The 19,515-nt window shown below is 72.9% G+C and carries 14 protein-coding genes and 2 pseudogenes; 5 read left to right on the forward strand and 11 right to left on the reverse strand.

Annotation, left to right across the window (positions count from 1 at the left end; genetic code table 11):
* Positions 1-228: 228 nt before the first annotated feature.
* Positions 229-441, forward strand: coding sequence for a hypothetical protein (locus UO65_RS07075; RefSeq protein WP_035279889.1), 213 nt, complete (start codon positions 229-231; stop codon positions 439-441).
* A 105-nt stretch (positions 442-546) separates the two neighbouring features.
* Here UO65_RS07075 and UO65_RS07080 read toward each other — a convergent pair.
* Positions 547-903 (reverse strand): annotated as a pseudogene (locus UO65_RS07080) (FAD-binding oxidoreductase); the annotation flags it as partial.
* Positions 904-1,256: 353 nt separating this feature from the next.
* On the opposite strand from UO65_RS07080, the gene UO65_RS37245 reads away from it, so the two are divergent.
* A complete protein-coding gene (locus UO65_RS37245) occupies positions 1,257-1,400 on the forward strand; it encodes a hypothetical protein (RefSeq protein ID WP_181399834.1) in 144 nt (47 codons plus the stop codon).
* An 11-nt stretch (positions 1,401-1,411) separates the two neighbouring features.
* Here the strand turns inward: UO65_RS37245 and UO65_RS07085 are convergent, their stop codons facing one another.
* Entirely contained in the window at positions 1,412-2,377 is a 966-nt protein-coding gene (locus UO65_RS07085) for a right-handed parallel beta-helix repeat-containing protein (protein WP_084175365.1), read from the reverse strand.
* Between the two features lie 114 nt (positions 2,378-2,491).
* Here UO65_RS07085 and UO65_RS07090 point away from each other — a divergent pair, with 114 nt between their 5' ends.
* The gene (locus UO65_RS07090) at positions 2,492-3,838 is read left to right on the forward strand and encodes a Dyp-type peroxidase (protein ID WP_233427463.1); all 1,347 of its coding nucleotides are present in this window, start codon (positions 2,492-2,494) and stop codon (positions 3,836-3,838) included.
* A 282-nt stretch (positions 3,839-4,120) separates the two neighbouring features.
* Positions 4,121-5,263 (forward strand): cytochrome P450, encoded by a 1,143-nt coding sequence (locus tag UO65_RS33130; protein WP_146241039.1) that lies wholly within the window; start codon positions 4,121-4,123, stop codon positions 5,261-5,263.
* A gap of 132 nt (positions 5,264-5,395) precedes the next feature.
* Here UO65_RS33130 and UO65_RS07105 read toward each other — a convergent pair whose 3' ends face one another.
* From UO65_RS07105 to UO65_RS07140, 8 genes and pseudogenes are all read right to left on the reverse strand, one after another.
* Positions 5,396-6,562 carry a hypothetical protein gene (locus tag UO65_RS07105; RefSeq protein WP_035279892.1) on the reverse strand — a complete coding sequence of 389 codons (1,167 nt, stop codon included), beginning with the start codon at positions 6,560-6,562 and terminating at the stop codon, positions 5,396-5,398.
* A gap of 763 nt (positions 6,563-7,325) precedes the next feature.
* Positions 7,326-9,782 carry an ATP-binding protein gene (locus UO65_RS07110; protein WP_035279893.1) on the reverse strand — a complete coding sequence of 819 codons (2,457 nt, stop codon included), beginning with the start codon at positions 9,780-9,782 and terminating at the stop codon, positions 7,326-7,328.
* A 696-nt stretch (positions 9,783-10,478) separates the two neighbouring features.
* A pseudogene (locus UO65_RS07115) lies at positions 10,479-10,721 on the reverse strand (transposase family protein); the annotation flags it as partial.
* 235 nt (positions 10,722-10,956) lie between these two features.
* On the reverse strand, positions 10,957-12,210 hold the full coding sequence (locus UO65_RS07120) for a UDP-glucose dehydrogenase family protein (protein ID WP_035279894.1): 1,254 nt from the start codon (positions 12,208-12,210) through the stop codon (positions 10,957-10,959).
* Complete coding sequence (locus tag UO65_RS07125; protein ID WP_035279895.1) at positions 12,168-13,085, reverse strand: glycosyltransferase family 9 protein; 918 nt, start codon at positions 13,083-13,085, stop codon at positions 12,168-12,170. The genes UO65_RS07120 and UO65_RS07125 overlap by 43 nt, the downstream gene beginning before the upstream one ends.
* Positions 13,073-14,071 (reverse strand): glycosyltransferase, encoded by a 999-nt coding sequence (locus UO65_RS07130; RefSeq protein ID WP_324608956.1) that lies wholly within the window; start codon positions 14,069-14,071, stop codon positions 13,073-13,075. Before UO65_RS07130 ends, UO65_RS07125 begins: the two co-directional genes overlap by 13 nt.
* Entirely contained in the window at positions 14,068-15,681 is a 1,614-nt protein-coding gene (locus UO65_RS07135) for a carbamoyltransferase family protein (protein ID WP_035279896.1), read from the reverse strand. The genes UO65_RS07130 and UO65_RS07135 overlap by 4 nt, the downstream gene beginning before the upstream one ends.
* 58 nt (positions 15,682-15,739) lie before the next feature.
* The gene (locus UO65_RS07140) at positions 15,740-16,651 is read right to left on the reverse strand and encodes an NAD-dependent epimerase/dehydratase family protein (protein WP_035279897.1); all 912 of its coding nucleotides are present in this window, start codon (positions 16,649-16,651) and stop codon (positions 15,740-15,742) included.
* A gap of 149 nt (positions 16,652-16,800) precedes the next feature.
* On the opposite strand from UO65_RS07140, the gene UO65_RS07145 reads away from it, so the two are divergent.
* Positions 16,801-17,595, forward strand: a complete 795-nt coding sequence (locus UO65_RS07145) for an STAS domain-containing protein (RefSeq protein WP_052020852.1) — start codon at positions 16,801-16,803, stop codon at positions 17,593-17,595.
* Between the two features lie 60 nt (positions 17,596-17,655).
* On the opposite strand, the gene UO65_RS07150 is transcribed toward UO65_RS07145, so the two are convergent.
* Positions 17,656-19,494 (reverse strand): CheR family methyltransferase, encoded by a 1,839-nt coding sequence (locus tag UO65_RS07150; RefSeq protein WP_035279962.1) that lies wholly within the window; start codon positions 19,492-19,494, stop codon positions 17,656-17,658.
* Positions 19,495-19,515: the final 21 nt, after the last annotated feature.

A 19,515-nucleotide genomic window follows, 5' to 3' on the forward strand; every position in this document is an offset into this window, starting at 1 on the left:
GCGCAACCACCCATCCCCGAGCCGATCCCCCGGCCGCCCGGCCCCGAACCCACCCCCGGCACGGAACCACCGGTCCCGCCGACGCCCGACCCGCCCGATCCGTCCCGACCTGAACCGCCACCCCCCAGCCGCTGACGCCTCATCTGCCCGGGTCGGCGAAGACATCTCCACGTCCGACTCGCTGTCGAGCGGCATGAGCACGGGGACAGCCCCCGCGAGGAGAACACCGTGCACGAGCAGCACAACGACAAGGCGGATGAGCGGGAGTCGATCGAACTCCACAAGCGTGCCCAACTCCTCGGCCTCGTCGACCACGACGAATTCTCACCAGACCAACTGCGCGCCGCGATCCGGGCCCGCGAACAGGGAGCCGATCCTCACCAGGCCCAAGGACAGGTGGAAGAAGGGACACCACGGACGACCGGCGACGCTCACGGGTGAGCTACTGCAAGGGCCGAGTCGGGCGGAAGGCAGGCCTGGTAGACTGGACGCGGACCAGTGCACTTCCGGCAGGCAGGGCGCACCGGTCGTCGGCCGACACCGCGATCAGTCCGGCGCGATCGGGTGGTCGATACCCGCGGCGAGCAGTTGCGCCAAGTGGATCCCCTCATGGCCACCGCTGTCGAGCTGGTGGACCTGGGTGCGGCAGCTGAACCCGTCGGCGAGCAACGGGGTGTCGGTGCCGGTGTCGCGCAGGCGGGGCAGGAGCACGCGTTCGGCGCAGGCCTCGCTGACCTCGAGGTGACCGCGTTCGAAGCCGAAGTTGCCCGCCAGGCCGCAGCAGCCCGAGTCCAAGCGGTCGACGTCGACCCCCGCCCGGCGCAGCAGTTCGGCGTCGGCGTCCCACCCCATCACCGCGTGCTGGTGGCAGTGCACCTGGGCCAGCGCCCGCGCAGCGGACCGTCGACGGTGGCCCCGAAGGCAACCAAGTTATACAAAAGAACGACCTACCGAGAGGCGGCGGTCAACTCCGCAGCGAACTCGGGCGCCCACGCCACGATCTCCGCGTCGCCCCTGACCACGGAGGATAACTCCGCCAGGCCCGCGAGGGCGGGGCGTCGGTTACCAGTGACCAGGTGGATCTCGACGCTGGGGTCCGTCCTGCGCACGGCGGCAGCAAGGGTATGCAGGGCGGTGGTGCGGCCCGGAGCCAGACGGACCGCACACCACCAGGCCTTCCCGGGCGGGTGGCCACCGACTCCAGCGAGGCCTGCAGGCCGATGACAGGGCGGCCATCGGCAGTGACAGGGAGCTCGGTGCGCTACTGGCTCGGTCCGGACGGCACCATGCACCGGGTCGAGGTCGCGGTGGCCTCCGAACCGGGCCCGGTCGTCATCGACTTCGACACGCACAGCCGCGCCGCGGTGCCCGCGCTCCCCGGCGCCGTCCCGCCGCGGTGACGGCCGCGGGCTCAGGACACCCGCACCAGTGCGCGGTCGGCCAGCAGCGACGCCGCGGGCACGGGGACCGCGGTGGGGTCGGGCAGCGCGGGGACGGCGGGAACCTCGCTCGCCCCGGCGGCCCCCGGGAGTTGGGGCTGCGCGGGCGGTGCGGCCACCTCGGTGAACGGGATGCCCCGGGGTGGGCGCGGACCGGTCAGCGCGCCGGAGGGGGACGGCGATCCGGGAGTCGCCGGGCACGGTGCGGCCGTCGTGAGCCCGGCGGGCGCGGTGCGCAGGTCCGCACCGCCGACGCAGTTGCCGTACCCCTTCGTCGCGGTGGGGAACACCCATCCCACGTCGACCCCGTTCGCGGTGAAGACGTTGTCCAGGACCTGGTCGCCGTTCGCCGGGATGTCCTGGGTCGCGGTGATCACCAAGCCCGCGTTCGCGTTGTCGGTGATCCGGTTGCGCAGGACCCGGTTGTCGCTGCCGCCGTCGATGCCCACACCGGTGCCCCACCCGCCGTCGGCCTGCTCGGGGGTGGCCACCTGCTGGTTGGCCGCGATCAGGTTGCCCGCGACGACCGAACCCCGCTGCGGCAGCAACTTCTCCTGGTGATCGGAACTGGTGGCGAGACCGACCCGGTTGCCCGAGAAGCGGTTGCCGACCACGTACACGTCACCGCTGGCGTTGGTGGCCTCGAAGCCGATCGCGTTCAACTCGGCGACGTTGTCGCGCACCACGACGCGGCAGGGCTTGCACTGCCCGAGGTAGATCCCCGAGTCGACGCTCCCGGAGGCGTAGGAACCCTCGATCACGCCGTTGCGCGCGGAGAACGCGTAGATGCCGTAGAGGCCGTTGCCGGTGGCGGTCACGTGCGAGACCAGGAACGAGTCCAGGAAGCACCGGCGGCCCTGAGCTGCGCTGTCGTCCTCACCGGAGCAGCCGGAGAGCGCCACCGCCGCGGCCCACACCCGAAGATCCACACGGAGCATGGGTCGAGTCTGGCACGGACACCGGACTGGTCCGCGCTCCCGGACGTGTGGCACCCTGCCTCGCGTGAGCCGCCGCCCGTCCCGCCGGACGTTCCTCGCGCCGCGGGTGCCGCGGTGACCACCGGTCTCATCGCCGGGTGCGAAACCCGTTCCGACGAACCGCACGGCAGACCCGCGCTCCCGGCCCCGGTGCCCGCGGCGGGCGAGCACCAGGCGGGGATCACCGAACCCCGGGACGCCCAACCCAACCTGCTCGTCGTCGTGGCGGACCTCGATGGCACCGCCGCGGTGGGCCCGGTGCTGGCCGAACTCGGCCGGACCGTCCTCGCGCTCACGGCGGGCACCGACCCGCGACTGCTCGGCCTCGCCCCGGGCGACCTCACCGTGACGATCGGGATCGGCCCCCGGATCGTCCGGTTGTGCGACCCGGCGCTGCCCGGTGCGACCGACCTGCCACCGTTCTCCCGCGAGGAGATCACCGATCGCGAGCGCGGCGGCGACCTGCTGGTGCAGGTGTGCGCGAGCGACGCCGTGCTGCTGTCGGCCGCGGCGTCCGCGCTCCTGGACCGAGCGGGTGTCCGCGAACGCTGGCGCCAGTCCGGCAGGCGCGGCCCGGGTGTCGCCCTGGCCGAGGACCGCACCGCGCCGCGGAACCTGCTGGGGTTCGTCGACGGCGTCGTGGGACCGCACACGCCCGCCGAGCGGCGACGGGACCTGTGGTTGGCCGGACCGCCGCCGGTGGCCGGTGGCACCATCGCCGTGCTCCGCCGCATGGAACCCGACCTGCGGCGGTTCGCCACTCTGTCCACTCCGGACCAGGAGGCCGCCATCGGCCGTCACCGCGACACCGGTGTCCCCCTGTCGGGCGGTTCCGCCGCTGCCGGGCCCGACCTCGGCGCCAAGACACCCGACGGCAGGTACCTCGTCCCCGCCGACGCCCACGCGCGCCGCGCGGACGCAGGCGCGATCGGTGTCGGCCTCATGCTCCGCCGCTCCTACAGCACCGACGAACCCGCGCCCGGCCTGCTGTTCGCCTGCTTCCAGAACGACCTGCGGACCTTCACCACCACCCTCACCCACATGGAGCGCTCCGACGCGCTCCCCCCTTCACCAAGACCACGGCGAGCGCGACCTTCCTGGTGCTCCCGGGGTTCGACCGGCAACGGCCGCTCGGCTCCACCCTGTTCCCCGGCGGCTGAACCGGGCGCCGAGAAGCCATCGCCTCCCGCACCGACGCCCGGCTGCCGCCGTGGACCCCGCGCGAACGCCGACGAGGTGACCGTGCTGGCCGCCGCGGCGACCCTGGCCCTGGCCACTGCGGGCACCGCCGCCGACCCGGTCGACACCGCCGACGACCTCCTCGACAACGGCATCGGGCTGCTCAGCGGCAGCGGCAACGGCCTTCTCGGCGGTGGCGCCGGAGGCGGTGGCCTTCTCGGCAGTGACCTCCTCGACGGCTGACCGCGCCACCGGAACCGGGGACTTTCACCCACCACCCCGGAGGGGCCTGCTGCCCGCAGGGCACCGTTCCCCACGATGCACCCGCCTCACCCTGTTGACTCTTGGTGATGACTGGATCACAATCGGTGCACCCCCGAGTGAGGAGCGGTGCAATGAAACTACTGAAGAAGCTCGTGCGTCGTCGTCGCTTTGCCTCGTCCGGTTACTACGCCTACCCGGCTGTGTGATCCGGTTCCACGCCCGGGCCGCCCGCGCGGGCGGCCCGGGGAGGACACCACCGGGGTGAGAGACCCGCGACGCGCGCTGGCCGCCGCGGCGCGGTCTGGCGATGGTGTGGTCGAACTGCACCCCGGCACGTGGCTCGTCACCGACCCCGCGACCACTGATCGGCTGTTGGCGAGCAGGCACGCGCTGCCTGCCAGGGTCGAGCAGGGGGCGGCCACGACATCTTGGGGTGTGGACGGCCTGCAACGGTGGATGGCGGCGCGACGAGCCATGCGCCCGTGGCTGACCCCGTCCGCGGCCGCCCGGTTCGCGCCTGCGATCAGCGCGCACGCCCGGAGCGCCGTCGTGCGGTGGGCGTCCGCGGCGGACATCGACGTGATGAGCGAAGGTTCCGGTCTGCTGTCGACGGTCAACACCCACTACATCCTGGGTCGGCCCTCCCCCACCCTCACCCGCCTCGTCGGGGAGGAGCTGTCGGCCGCGGAACGGGCACGCCCGCCGCTGTTGCGCCGACGTCGGCTGCTGCGCGCCCAGCTCGCCACCCTCACCACCGTCCACGACCACCTGCGCACCGAGGTGCCTCCCGCGGACCTCGTCGCCGCACTGGCCGACGCGGGTCTGGATGAACGGACCACCGCGTTGGCGGTGCGCACGATGTTGTTGTCGAGCCACCACGTCCCGGCCGCCGCCCTGGCATGGGCGCTGCACGAATTGTCCTCGCGCCCCGATCTCCAGGAACAGCTGCGCGGGGAAACCACCGCCCAGCGCGACCCCGGTGGCACCGATCTGCCGCTGTGCCGGGCCGTCGTGCGTGAAGCCCTGCGCCTGCACCCACCGGTCTGGCAACTGCGGCGCGTGCTCGACGCTCCCGTGCTCGACTTCCCGGCAGGTGCCGAATTGCTGTTCAGTCCCCACATCAACCAGCGGGACCGAGCCGCCCACCCCGATCCCGACCGGTTCGACCCGCACCGCCGCCACCCCGACTCCCACCCGCCCCCGGGGGCCTACCTGCCCTTCGCGCTGGGGCCCCGCTTCTGCCCCGGGTCCCACCTGGCCATCGCCGAACTCGTCGTCGTCATCGCCACCGTTCTCGACACCCACGTCGTGGTGCCCCACCACGCCCCCGCACCCGCACGGGGCACCCTGAACGCGCCGCGCGGCCTGAGGTTGACCTTCCTCCCGCACAGGCCACACCGGTGAGCGTCCACTCGTCCAGAAGGCAATACCGACGGCCTCGCCCGGCTGCCTTCGCCCGCTGCGCTGGTGGATCTGATCGCAGCCGCGGCCCCTCGGCAACAGCGGCGGCGAACCCGTACGAGCGTGCTCCGACGATCACCGCACGACGAGAACGGGAGCGGTGGACAGCCGCGCGGCGAGGGCGGCGTTCGCCTCGGCCTCCCGGGGTGTGCGGCGGCCGAGCCCGCAGGCCGCGGCGACCGCGTCGACGGGCCGACCGAGGACCTGTTCGACGAGTTCGAGCGCGCGGGCGGAGGCTTCCGGGTGGTGTTCGTCGACCAGGCCCGCGAAGAGTCGGATGTCACCGCGCAGGCGGCGCAGGACCTGGTAGTCCGACGGTTCGGTCGAGGGCGCGGTCTCGCCGTCGCACAGCGCGACGTGCACCGGCGGCATCGGGCGTCCGAGGCGGTCGAGGCGCGCGGCCAGGTTGTTGGCGAAGTCGACCAGTGGGCTCAGGTCGCGTGTGTCGGCGATCGGTTTGTGCGCGAGGTCTCCGTGGCACCAGCCGTGCAGGATGAGCGAGGTCTGCGGGGGCAGGGCGGCGATGACGCCTGCGAGCTGGCGGGTCAACAGCGCGGTCACCAGCGGCCACACCGCACGGGGCGCCCGGTCGTAGGCGACCATCACCGCGGGGCTCTCCAATTGGATGACGACGTGCTCGTCCTGCCGGTCGGCGAGTCGCTGGACCTGCTCGACCTCGGCGGTGATCGCGGCGGTGAATGTCGGCAGGTGCTTGATCGCGCCGCGGATCGCGCGCAGCGCCGCGGCCGGGGGCAGCAGGCGCATCACCGCGCTGGGGACGCCGAAGGCGAACAGGCTCAGGTCCAGCGGCGCGGGCATCGACACCTGGTGCGGGGGCAGGTGCGCGACACCGAGCCCACGGCGGGCGGCGATCGCGGCCGGGACCTCCTGCGCGCGTCGCGGGCCGACGTCACCGGGGTGGAGGGTCGCACCGCGGCGCACGCGGTACACCGGCATGCGGGTGTAGTCGGAGGAGTCGCCGTCGAGCACGAGTTCCAACGGGCCGCGGTCGCGCAGGCCCTCCAGCCACTCGATGATCCAGCGCGGATCGCGGTCACACGGCAGGGTTGTCAGCTGCGCGGGGGCGGTGTGGTCGAGCAGCCACCGCATGCCCGCCCGGTCCGTCTCCGACAGCGCGGGCGGCAGCGAGCCGACGAAGTGCACGCGGCGCCGGTCACCCGGTGTGGCGCCCGCGGTCTCCGCCGCACTCCAACCGCGGTGGTCCAGCGGCGACGTGGCCACTCCCCCGCCTGCGCCGGGTCGGGGGGTTTCTCCCCGGAAACCCCGTCGGTGGTCCGCCGCCACCGGCAGGAGCCGCAGCAGCCGCATGGCGATCCGGGGCCCCCGCCCCGCTGGTCGACGGCGGCGGGCACGGTCTGCGAGTGCGTGGGGGGCGGCTCCGACCACCGTCGCGAGAACGACTCCACCGAGTCCACTGTAGACTGATTTGCGCATGTGCTTCCCTGACCTCGGTCGTTGTCGGGAGGCGCACGGCCCGCGGGTGGGCGGTGCGCGATCACAGAAGGCGTCGCCACCACTTTTCAAGCAGCGACGCGACCGACGATAAACAAGCAGAAACACACCACGTAACCGTATTTAGCCTGCATTTTGTTGCCTCGAACAAACGACACAGAAGGGAGAACCCTCAATGTCCTGCGAACGTGCACGCGCAGACACCACCGCGCTACCCAGCGCACTTGCTCCGTCGATGGACAGATGCGAACACCGACACCTTTCCGCCCTCACTTCGATGACGCCGCGCGCCCCATTCGATACGAACGGTTTCCAGCGCGGCGACGGAGCGTCCGGTCCACGAGTGAACAAACCCGTTTGAGGGTTTCGATCGTGGGCCACTCAGTATTTTCCCGGATGGCAGGTTCCGACAGCACCACCGATGCCGCCAGTCGAATGACCTCGTCGATGTTGTGGACCTGATCGAGATCGTGGTCGACAATCCTGCTGCCCGACCCCGGGCACAGCAGACCGGCCGTCCCTCAAGCGGCTTTCACACCGCGTGGCTGACCTGGGTGGTGAGCCACGTGGCCAGGGCTGTCCGGTTGGGCAGCCCCAGTCGTTCGCGGATGCGGCGCACGTGCGACTCGACGGTGCGCGGGGACAGCCGCAGCACGTCGGCGACCTCGGCGTCCTTGAGGCCTTGGGCCACCAGCCGGGCCACCTGCCATTCGCGCGCGCTCAGCTTGCCCTGCCGCTCGACCGGGTCGACGCCGTCGGCATCGTCGGCATCGGCTTCGACGGTGCGCAGCAGGCGCAGTGCCGAGGCGACCGCCTCGTGCGCGCCCATCCGCTCCCCGGCGGCGGTGTGGTGTTCCATCGCGGACTGGCCCAACCCGACCACGCAGCGGGCGGTCGCCTCGCGCTGCACGCGCCACCACTGCGGCAACCCGCTCACGGTGACGCCGATGGACCGCAGCATCACCGCGACCGCGCCGAACAGCTCAGCCGCCTCCTGCCAAGCACCCGCCGCCGCGGCGAGGACCGCGGACTGGTGCACCGCCCACGTCCTGCCCCATGTGTCGCCCATTCGCTCCTGCGCCCGCAGGGCGGGCCGCAGGGCCGCCGCCGCCCGCCCGAGGCGGCCCTGGTGGTACTCGGCCACGGCCAGGCCGATACCCGCCCACGACGACGCCCACACCGCTCCCGCCGCCTCGGTCCCGCGGCGATGGACCACGGCCGACTCGACGGCGGACGCCGCCCCGCCGAACGATGCCACGAGGACCAGGAACAGCTCGGCCATCGCCTCCTCACCGGGGGCGTCCTGCTCCCGGGCCGCGGTCACCGCCCGCGTCAGCACCTCGGGCGCGCTGCCCGCCACCACCGCACTGGGGGACAGCCACAGCGAGACCCCGTGGGCGGTCAACAGCACCGGCGGCTCCGGGCCCCCCACGACCGCGTGCAGCCACCACGCCCGGTCCAGCAGTTCCCGGCCCAGGTCGCACCGGCCCTGGCACAGCGCCAGGAAGGCGCCCGAGGCCACCGCCTCCACCTCGACAACGCGGTGTTCCCCGGGGTGGTGGCGGGCAGTGGCGGCGAGGGCGTCGGCGATCTGCTCACGGTCCTCGCGGAGCCGCCCGGCCCAGATCCCCGCCCGGGTGCGGGCCCGATCGACCACCAGGCGCAGCCCGTCCCACACGGTGTCCGGGCTCGCCAGCAGCCTGCCCAGTGCCGCGGCCGCGTTCGGCCTGTTGGCGGTGAGGGTTTTGAGGACGTCCTCCTCGCGCGGGCTGTACCAGGTGTTCGCGGCACAGGCGGCCTGGGCGAGGTAGACGGCGGCGTGCGCGTCTCGAATCTGCTCGCGGGGGGTGCCCTCGGGCACCAGGGCCACGCCGTAGGCGCGGACCTGCTCCAGCATCCGCAGCCGCACCTGCCCGTGCCGCTGTTCGCGCACGAGCACCGATCGGTGCAGCAGTCGCCCGATCAGCGCGGTCATCCGGTCGCGGTCGACGCCGAGGGCACAGCCGAGGTCGTGGGCCTCCTCGGGGGAGAAGCACCCGGAGAACTGCGACAGCGTGGCCCACGTCGCGACCTCATCGGGGATGAGCAGCTCCCGCGCCCAGTCCACGACCGCCCGCAGGGACCGGTGGTGGGCTCGGTCCTCGCGCTCCTCGGTCCCCCGCAGTGCCAATGGGTCCTCGCGCAGCCTGCGCACGAGCTGGTCGAGGTTCTGGCCCTCCAGGTTGGCCGCGGCGAGCACGATGGCCAGCGGCAGCCCGTCGAGCAACCGGCACAGCTCGCGCACGGCGTCGTCGTGCGGGTCGATGTCCACGTCGTGGTCCGCGGCCAGGTGCGCCAGCAGCCGCACCGAGTCCGGCACCGCACCGGAGCCGTCGAGGCTGTCGGTGTCCAGCGTGGGCACCACCAGTGGGCGCTCCCCGCTCAGCAACAGGTGGTGGGTGCTGGTGGCCAGCACCCGCACCCCGTCCCCGGCGGCCAGCAGCCGCGGCAGGAGCGCGCGCACCGCGCCGATGACGTGCTCGCAGTTGTCCAGGACCAGCAGCACCCGCCGCCCGGCCAACCGGTGCGACAGCGCCGCCTCGACGCCCGCGTCGTCGGTGTTGTCCGGCACCCGCAGCGCGACCGACAACCGCGCCAGCACCCTGGCCCGCACCCGCGCCGGGTCCTCCCCCGGCCCGGCGCGCTCGACGTCGGCCAGGCCGACCAGGACCACGCCGTCCGGGTGCGTGCCCGCGTCGGCCACCCGGTGCGCCAAGCGCACCGCCAAGCGGGTCTTGCCGACACCTCCGGGACCGACCAGCGTCACCAACCGCCGAGTCGCCAGCAACTCCAGCCCCTGGGCCACCTGCTCAGCACGCCCCACGAACACGTCCAGCTCCGGGGGCAGCGCCCCGCGCCCGCCGTCCGGCAGGCAGGCCACCGACGGCCGGGGTGAGCCGAGTGCGCCACCCGGCCGCGGCCGCTCGTGGTCCGACGGCGGGCCCGTCACCGGCGGCTCATCGCGTTGTCGTCCGTCCGCTCCGCACGTCATCGCCAACCGACACCTCCGGCTCCCGACAGGAGCGGCCGAACTACCGACCGTAGCCATCGCCACCTCGAAATCACACGTCCCACTCAGACCCGAACAAATCTCTCAACCGCCGTGCAACCTGCAACAGCGTTTCATGGCAGTGCATTCTGGTGACGTCGCCGAGTATAGGCAGATGGTGGTCTCATTGGACAGATCACTGTGGACGGTCAGCAGAGCGAGCTTGGACGATCACAGAAAGTGACACTTGGTCTGACGTCAACGACACAGCAAGCGAAGACCCACCAGCCGCTTTCATGGGCACAAAGCCAAGGCAGGCAAGGGAACCGATCCTTCGCAGAGGACAGTCACACCTCTGGCCCCACGCCCGCCACCCAGGTGCCGCTGAACACGACGAGGCCAGGTTCACCCTTTCGCTTCAGCCAAATCCCCAACCGGTAGGGAAGTGGACCATGTCCAGGTGTGTCACCAGCGCGCAGGGTCCCCGATAGGACAGTGTGCCGCGATCGAGATCGAGCAGGCCCGCCCGATGCGGTGGCGTCCCAGCCCAACAGTCGGACGACGGTGTTCCCGCCCCGGTTTCCGCAGGACCTGCGATGCCGGTGCTGATCATGGTATTGGCCCCCCGGCACCGCGACCGACCGGCTCGATGCCGTGCGCACGGGGCGACACCCCGAACAGGGGGCCGATCCGGCGCATCCGCAGGTTCGTGCGCCAGTAGGTGGCCACCAGCAGCACCCGGTCAGCCAGGCCCAGCGCCCACTGCCTGCCGGGGCGGCCGTCGGCGATCTCCTCGCCTCCATGCACGGCCACAACCCGCACGAGCTTGCGGAACCAGGCGGGCCGCAACCCGGTGAACGGGAAGATCCACTCCGGGCTCGATGCTGAGATCACCTGCACAAGGACATGATCAAACACCTGCCACAGCGACCAACCACCGGGTTACGAGACAGCCTTCAAAGTCCCTTGCCGGTGGGCGATCAGGCGGTGATGTTCGACGATCCTGCGATCCGATGGGCTCTGGCCTCCCAGCTGGTCCGGGAGTTGAACGGTTGCACAGTTGTCGACCTGTGAGGGTGCGAGGAAAGAGTCGGCATGGCGATTGCTCCATTTTCGGAGGTTGTCGGCACCCCATTCACCTCACCGAAGCATTCCCCCACCGCACCACTCGCATCCCGGCTTCCCGGGCGGCCTCGACCGGCACAACGCACCGCGTGTCGACCAGTACCGGCAGCGCCATCGTCGGCTTCAGCTCCGCCCACGACAGCGCACCGAACTCCGGCCACTCGGTCAGCACCACCGCCGCCACCGCCCCCTCCACCGCGACCTCCGCCGACTCCACCACCTCAACCCCGTCAACCGCCCCACGCACACACGGGTCGTAAGCACGGACCACCGCCCCGGCGGCCACCAACCGCTCCACCACCCGCAGTGCGGGCGAATCCCGCAGGTCATCAGTTCCGGCCTTGAACGTCAGGCCCAGCACGCCGACCCGCGCCCCGCGCAGCGGACCGGTTTCGGCCATGACCCGCCGCACCACCCGATCCGCTTGCCGGTCGTTGGTCGACATCGTGGCCGTCAGCAGTGGGAAGTCCACGCCCGCCGCCTCCGCCGCGGCGGCCAGGGCGCGGGTGTCCTTGGGGAAGCACGAGCCGCCCCAGCCGGGGCCGGGGCGCAGGAAGTCGGGGCCGATGCGGGTGTCGGAGCCGATGCCCTCGGTCACCGCGGCGACGTCGGCGTCGAAGACCTCGCAGAGTTCGGCCAGGGAGTTGGCGTAGGAGAGCTTCATCGCCAGGAAGCAGTTCGCCGCGTACTTGACCAGTTCCGCCGTGGTCGTGTCGGTGACGATCGCGGGGGCCTCCGGGTACAGGGCGAGCACGGCGCGCGCGTCCTCCGGCTGGGTGGCGCCGACGACGATGCGTTGCGGGTGCAGGAAGTCCGCCACCGTGTGGCCCTCGCGGAGGAATTCCGGGTTCGACACGAGCTCGATCCCGGTCTCCCGGGACAGTGCTGCCGCCGTTCCCGGCGGGACCGTGGACTTGACCACCACCCGGCAGTCGCGGGGGCCGATCTCGGCCAGCACCGAGCGGACCGCTCCCAGTTCGGCGGCGCCGTCGGGGCCGGAGGGGGTGGGGACGCACAGGAACACGAACCCGGCTTCGGTGAAGGCTTCCGCGTTGGCGCCGGTGAAGCACAGCGCGCCGGAGCGCAGGCCGTCGGAGACCAGGTCGGGCAGGTCGGGTTCGTGGGCGGTGACCTCGCCGCGGCGCAGGGCGCTGACGCGGTCCGCGTCGCGGTCCGCGCACACCACCCGGTGGCCCAGGGCGGCGAAGCAGGCCGCCGTGGTCAGTCCGACGTAGCCCGCGCCGATGACGCCGATCGCGGCCATCCCGTCGCTCCTCTCGATCGTCCGGCCGGTTGCCCGGCCACCAGGTCGCGCACCGCGCCGAGCACTTCGGGCACGGTGATCCGCAGCAGGCCCGGGTCGGGTGCCGCGGCGAAGGTGTCGCCGGTGCCGCCGTGCCAGAGCACCCGGTGCGGGCCGGACCTCGGTCCCCACCGGGCGGGCGACACCGGGCCGAACAGCAGCACCGAGGGCGTGCCGAACGCCGTGGCGACGTGCGCGACCCCGGTGTCCCCGCACACCACGACCCGAGCCCCGGCGACCAGGTCGAGCAGCGCGCCCAACCCGCCTACCTGGGTGCGCGCGGCGCCGACCGCCGCCACCAGGTCCGCCTCGTCGGGGCTGCCGGTGACCACCACGTCCGGGCCGAGCTCCCCGGCCAGTTCGGCGTACCGGTCGGCGGGCCAGCGGCGGGAGCCGTGGCTGGCGCCGGGGTGCACCACGATCGCGCCGTTGCGCTCCCCGGCGGGCAACCGCAGGTCGTCGGGGTCGGCGGGGATGCCGTGGTGCGCCAGCAGGGAGCACCAGCGCAGCACCTCGTGCTGCTCGTCGTTCCACGGGTGCTCCGGGCCGTGGGTGATCAGCTCGCCGGGGTGGGTGGCGCGGAGCAGGTCGACGCTCTGCGGGCCGCGCCCGTGCAGGTTGATCGCCAGGTCGGGTTCGGCGTACTCGATCGGCACCAGGCCCGCCGTGGGCAGCAGCCGGTCGACGGCGTCGACCCGGTCCACCACCTCCGCCAGCCACCGCGGGGCGGCCAGGGTGATCTCCGCGTCCGGGTGGGCCCGGCGGACGGCGCGCAGCGCGGGGACCGCGGTGAGCAGGTCGCCCAGGCCCAGCGCGCGCAGGATCAGGATGCGCACCGCCGCACCCCCCGGTGCCGCAGCTCGCCGCGCAGGCGGTGCGCGCACGCCGCGGGTGGGATGGCCGCGCTGGTGGCGACCATCCGCAGCACCTCCTCCGGGGTGCGCGGTCCCGGGGCGATCCGCTGCGCGGCGAACGCGGCGGTGAGCCCGGCCCACACCCCGGCCAGGGCGAGCGCGGTGCGCCGGGCGCCGAGCAGACCGGCGAGCACCGCGCCCGCCCCCGCCGCCGTGGTCAGGGCATGCGCGCGCAGCCTGCCGGGGTGACCGCCGATGCGGTCGCGCCAGCCGGGGCCGAGCAGCCTGCGCATGAGCGCGTCGTCGGCGTTGCCGCGCTGCTGGCGCAGGCTCGCCCAGAAGTCGGACGGGCGCACCGGGTGGGTGGTGTGCCTGCTGCCCGAGACGATCCGGTGGCCCCGGTCCTGCACGCGGACCGCCAGCTCGGCGTCCTCCCGGTAGGCGCGCGGGAAGCGCTCGTCGAAACCGCCGACCTCGGCCAGCACCGAGCGGCGGTAGGCCATGTCCGCGGTGATCCACTTCGCGTCGGCCAGCCCGGCGGTGCCGCGCTCCCAGTCGGTCGGCGCCCGGTCCGGCGGCAGCGGCACCGACAGCCGGGCCTGCGTCGCCCCCACGTCCGGGTCGACGTCGAGGTCCTCGGCCAGCCGCGCCCGCCAGTCCGGCGGGGGGAGCACGTCGTCGTCGAGGAAGGCGACCCACTCCGCGTCGACCGCGCGCCAGCCCGCGTTGCGCGCGGCGGCGGGACCGCGACCGCCGCTGTGCACCACCCGCACGGGTGTTGTCATCCGGTGCGGCAGCGGCAGGTCACCGGGCACGGGCCGGTCGTCGACCACCACGACCTCCACCGGCTCCGGGCCGTCGCCGGTGTGCAGGGCGTCGAGCACCGCGCGCAGGCTCTCCCGGCCCACGGTGGGGACCACCACGGCATAACGGGCCATCGGAGCGTGGGTCATCGCGGCGCGGGTCATCGGCGCACCGCGAAGCCGCCGATGGCCAGCAGGTCGACCGGCGCGGACCCGAAGCACTCCAGGGCGTCGCGCGGGTCGTCCACCATGGGCCTGCCCGCGGTGTTCAGGCTGGTGTTGACCACCACCGGTACCCCGGTCCGCCGCTCGAACCCGCGCAGCACCCTGGCCATCAGCGGCTCGCTGTCGGCAGAGACGGTCTGCGCCCGGGCCGTGCCGTCCACGTGCACCACCGCGGGGATTCGGTCGCGCCACTCCGGGCGCACGTCGTGCACGAACAGCATGTACGGGCTGGGGATCGGGCCGCGCTCGAACAGTTCGGCGGCGCGGTCGGCGAGGACCATCGGGGCGACCGGGCGGAACTGCTCGCGGCCCTTGACGTCGTTGATCCGGGTCAGGTTCTCCTGGTGGCAGGGGTTGGCCAGCAGCGACCGGCGACCCAGGGCCCGCGGCCCGTACTCGCTGCGGCCCTGGAACCAGGCCACAACCTGGTTGTCCGCCAGCGCGGCGGCGACCTCCTCGGCGATGTCGTCGGGCCGGGTGTAGCGGACCTTCGCCGTCCGCAGCACCGCCTCGATCTCGTCGTCGGTCCAATCCCGGCCCAGGTCGGCGCCCGACATGGCCGCGGCGGGCTCGCCCTCGGTGGCGGCGACGTGCAGGGCGGCCCCCAGGGCGGTGCCCGCATCCCCGGCGGCGGGCTGCACCCACACCTCGTCGAACGGCCCCTCGGCGAAGATGCGGGTGTTGGCCACGCAGTTGAGCGCGACCCCGCCCGCCATGGTGAGCCTGCGCTGACCGGTGCGCTCGTGCAGCCAGCGGACCAGGTCCAGCAGCACCTCCTCCACCCGGACCTGCACGCTGGCCGCCAGTTCGGCGTGCTCGCGGGTCATCTCCTCCCCCGACTCGCGGCGCTTGGCCAGGGTGTCCCAGTCCACGGGGGTGACGGAGAAGCCGCCGTCGTCCTCGGCGCGGATCAGCTCGCGCATCAGGTCGAGGTGGCGGGGCTCGGCGTAGGAGGCCAGGGCCATCACCTTGTACTCGTCGCTGGAGCGCAGGAAGCCCAGGTGCTGGGTCAGGTCCTCGTAGAGCAGGCCCAGGGAGTGCGGCAGGTGCTGGGCGGCCAGCGTGGTCAGCCGGTGGTCGCGGTAGCTGCCGGCCAGGTGTGACCCGCACTCGCCGCGGCCGTCGGACACCAGCACCGCGCAGTCGCCGCCGAACGGCGCGGCCAGGCCCGCCGAACCCGCGTGCGCCACGTGGTGCGGGACGAACCGCACGATCGCCGGGTCCAGGCCGGGCAGCGCGGTCGCCAGGAACAGCGGCGCCCGCCGGGCGTACTCGGTGCGCAGGTCCTCCCACGGCACGTCCGACGGTTCGGTCAGGTCGGGGTCGTAGGAGTAGGCGACCGCGTCGAGGTCGGCGGGGGTGAGCCCGGCGTGCTCCAGGCACCAGCGGGCGGCCTGCTCCGGCTGCTCCCAGGCCGAGAACGGCACCGGGCGCTTGCCGTGCTTGCGGCGGGAGAAGCGCTCCTCCTCCGCGGCGGCGACGATCCGACCGTCCACCACCAGCGCGGCGGCGGGGTCGTGGAAGACGGCGTTGATGCCGAGGACGCGCACGGCGGTCTCCTTCTGGCTGTCGGGAACTGGTCGGCGGGTGTGCTGCGGGCTCGCCCGGTCAGCCGAAGGACCGGCGCAGGCCCTCGTCGAGCGGGATCTTGGGCGACCAGCCGAGGACCTCCCCGGCCAGGGTGATGTCGGGCTTGCGCCTGCGCGGGTCGTCGGTCATCGCCGCGACGTGGCGCAGCGGCGAGGAACTGCCGGTGACCTCGATGACCCGCCGCGCGACCTCCAGCACGGTGACCTCCTCGGGGTTGCCGAGGTTCACCGGTCCGGGGTGGTCGGACCCGGCCATCGCCAGCAACCCGGCCACCAGGTCGTCGACGTGGCACAGCGACCGGGTCTGCTCGCCGTCGCCGTGCACGGTGAGCGGTTCGCCCGCCCTGGCCTGCCGGACGAAGGTGGGCACGAGCCTGCCGTCGTCCGGGCGCATCCGCTCCCCGTAGGTGTTGAAGATGCGCACGATCCCGGTGTCGACGCCGTGCTCGCGGCGGAAGGCGGCGGTCATCGCCTCCCCGTACCGCTTGGCCTCGTCGTAGACGCTGCGCGGGCCGATCGGGTTCACGTTGCCCCAGTACGACTCGCGCTGCGGGTGCTCGACCGGATCGCCGTAGACCTCGCTGGTGGAGGCCACCACGACCCGCGCCCCGCTCCGGTGCGCCAGCTCCAGCGCCCGCAGGGTGCCCAGGCCACCGGTGAGCAGCGTGCCGACGGGCCTGGCCAGGTAGTCCACCGGTGAGGCCGGGCACGCCATGTGCAGCACCAGGTCCACCCGGCCGCCCACCGGCAACTCCTCGGTCACGTCCGCGACGACGACCTCCAGGCCCGGGTCGTCGGGCAGGTTGTCCAGCGACCCCGTGCTCAGGTCGTCCACGCACACGACCGCCACACCCCGGTCCAGCAGCGCCCGGCACACGTGCGACCCGAGGAACCCCGCACCACCGGTGACCGCCGCTCGCTCGATGCCCATGCCCGAGAGCTACCCGCCGATCGGCGCCGTAACCGGACAACCCCGGTTCGAGGAACGGGCGGGCCGCGCGCACCCCTGGCGGCGGAGGCTGCCGCCGGGCGTATCATCGGTGTTTCGGGGCCGTGGGTACCGTGGGCGGAGGAAACCGGATGGACGCCGTACCGGCCTCGCTGCGCATCGCCCAGGAGTCCGCGGGCACCGCCGTCGTGGTCCGGATCGCGGGTCCCCTCGACCGCTCGCACTACGCCGAGGTCCGACGCCACCTGCTCAAGTGCGCGACCGAGGCCCCCTCGGCCATCATCGTCGACGTGCGCTCGATGGAGTGCGCGGACCCGGTCGCGCTGTCGGTGTTCGTGACCGTGGCCGAGCAGGTGTCGAAGTGGCCCAGCGTGCCGCTGCGGCTGGTGTGCGGGCGCGACAGCCGGGCGGTCACCGCTGCCAGCCCGCTGCGCCGGTTCCTGGACGTGCACGCCACCACCGAGGAGGCGCTGGCCGCCGATTGCGGCAGCACCCGCGTGGTGGCCAGGATCGAACTGCCCAACGACCACTCCGCGATGCGCATCGGCCGCGGCTTCATCCGCGACACCCTCGTGGTGTGGGGACTGGACCGGGTCGCGCAGGACTGCCTGCTGATGAGCGCCGAACTGGTGCAGAACACGATCCAGCACACCCTGTCCGCCCCCACGGTCCGCCTGGAGCACCGCCGCGGCGTCCTGACCATCGCGGTGTACGACGACGACCCGACCCAGCCCCAGCACGCGGTGGACCCGGGCAAGGGCCTGTCCGGGACGCACGGGCTGGACCTGGTGGCGTTCCTGGCCACGGCGTGGGGCAGCGCGCCCACCCCCACCGGCGGCAAGGTCGTCTGGGCGACCCTGCGCACCGGGGCGCGCGAACCCGCCGGGCCCGGGTCTGACGGTGATCCGGACGCGGATCGGTCCTGATTTCGGCGCCGGGAGGCGGCCGGGACGCGGTGGGCCTGGCGGTCGTCGCGCGGCGGGCCGTCAGTCGTGGACGGGGTCCATCACCAGGATGGCGCCGCGGGTCTGCTCGTGCTCGTTGCGCAGGGAGCCGCAGGTCAGGCGCAGCCGGATCGACTGACCGCGGCGGTTCACCGCGTCCATGACGAGCACCTCGGTGAACGCCGGGTCGATGAGGGCGACCCCCAGCGCCTGCCGCAGGTCCGCGACCGGCAGGCCGACGTCGAGGTCCAGCAGGTGCCTGCCGGTCGTCTCGTCGTTGCGCAGGCCCCACAGCTCCTCGGCGCCGCGGTTCCAGGCGCGCACCCGCAACTCCAGGTCCACCACGACGATCCCCGACCGCAACGACCGCAGGACGTCGTCCAGGAACTCGCTGACGTGGTCGAGTTCGATGCTGCGCTCGCGGAGCATCTCGTTGATCGCCTGGAGTTCGTCGTTGGTGGACTGCAACTCCTCGTTGATCGTCTCCAGTTCCTCGTTGGTGGACTGGAGTTCCTCGTTCGTCGTCTCCAGTTCCTCCACGGTGGACTGGAGTTCCTCGTTCGTGGTCTCCAGTTCCTCGTTCGTCGACTGGAGTTCCTCGTAGGCCACCTCGAGCTGACGGTTGGCGTGGGCCAGCTCGTCGAGCAGGACGCGGGTGGCGGTGATGTCGTGGAAGGTGACCACCACGCCGACCAGGCCGTTGTCGCCGCCGGTCAGCGGCTCGACGACGACCCGGAACCAGACCGCCGCCATGCCGCCGCGCTGCCACTGCACGTCCTCGACGCGCACCGCCCGCCGCTGCACCCTGGCCACGTCCACGTGACCGCGCAGCTCGACCGGGCGGTAGGACACCTCCAGGTCGCGCAGCGGCTTGCCGATGTCGGCCTGCGACAGCCCGAACACCGCCTCGGCCCTGGTGTTCAGCAGCGCCAGCACGTCGTCGGCCGACACCACGAGCTGCGCCACCGGGGCCGCGTTGAAGGCCAACTGCCGCAGTTGCTCCATCTCGCCGAACCGGTCGTTGCCGATGTCCGGGGGCGCCTCGACCCCCACCGGTCCGAGTTCGACCCGCGAGCTGGGCGCCCTGCGGAAGATGCGCCGCTTCAACTCCACCGGCTCGAAGATCCGGCCGTGCGTCAGCAGCATCTCCGCCTTGCCGAGGAACAGCAGCCCCTGCGGCGCCAGCGCGAAGTGCAGCCTGCGCAGGATCTTCGACTGGGTCTCGGCGTTGAAGTACATCAGCGTGTTGCGGCAGGTGAGCAGGTCGATGCGCGAGATCGGCGCGTCCTGCACCAGGTCGTTGCGGCCGAAGATGACCGACCGGCGCAGGTCCTTGCGGAAGGCGAACTCGCCGTTGACCTGCTCGAAGTACTTCTCCAGCAGCGGCGGGGGGACCTGCGCCACCTCGGCGGCGCTGTAGACGGCCTGCCTGGCCTGGGCCAGCGCGTGCTCGTCGACGTCGGTGGCGTAGATCTTCACCCGGCGGCGGAACTGGTCGACGCCGAGTTCCTCGGCCAGCACCATGGCCAGGGTGTAGGCCTCCTGGCCGGACGCGCAGCCCGCGCTCCACGCCCGGATGGGGTCCGCCGGGGAGCGGGCCGCCACCAGCGGGCCGAGGAGTTCGGCGCGCAGGTGGTCCCACGCCTCCTGATCCCGGAAGAAGCCGGTGACGTTGATCAGGATCGTGTTGAACAGCGCGCTGAACTCGTCGGCGTTGGCTTGGAGGTGGTCGGTGTAGTCGGCGAAGTCGGCGATGCCGACCTGCGTCATCCGCTGCCGCACGCGCCTGCCGAGGCTGGTGCGCTTGTAGCCGGTGAAGTCGAAGCCGCGCGCCCGCTTCAGGTGTTCCAGCAACGCCTCGAAGGCCGGGTCCGCGTCCATCGGTCCGACCTGGTCCGGGCC

The sequence above is a fragment of the Actinokineospora spheciospongiae genome (assembly GCF_000564855.1).
GTDB classification, from domain to species: domain Bacteria; phylum Actinomycetota; class Actinomycetes; order Mycobacteriales; family Pseudonocardiaceae; genus Actinokineospora; species Actinokineospora spheciospongiae.

Bases quoted from the DNA above. Each gene is read 5' to 3' on its own strand.
- UO65_RS07085 (WP_084175365.1), bottom strand. From the start codon at position 2,377: ATGCTCCGTGTGGATCTTCGGGTGTGGGCCGCGGCGGTGGCGCTCTCC.
- UO65_RS07120 (WP_035279894.1), bottom strand. From the start codon at position 12,210: ATGGCCGCGATCGGCGTCATCGGCGCGGGCTACGTCGGACTGACCACG.
- UO65_RS07130 (WP_324608956.1), bottom strand. From the start codon at position 14,071: ATGACCCGCGCCGCGATGACCCACGCTCCGATGGCCCGTTATGCCGTG.
- UO65_RS07140 (WP_035279897.1), bottom strand. From the start codon at position 16,651: ATGGGCATCGAGCGAGCGGCGGTCACCGGTGGTGCGGGGTTCCTCGGG.
- UO65_RS07145 (WP_052020852.1), top strand. From the start codon at position 16,801: ATGGACGCCGTACCGGCCTCGCTGCGCATCGCCCAGGAGTCCGCGGGC.
- UO65_RS07150 (WP_035279962.1), bottom strand. From the start codon at position 19,494: ATGGACGCGGACCCGGCCTTCGAGGCGTTGCTGGAACACCTGAAGCGG.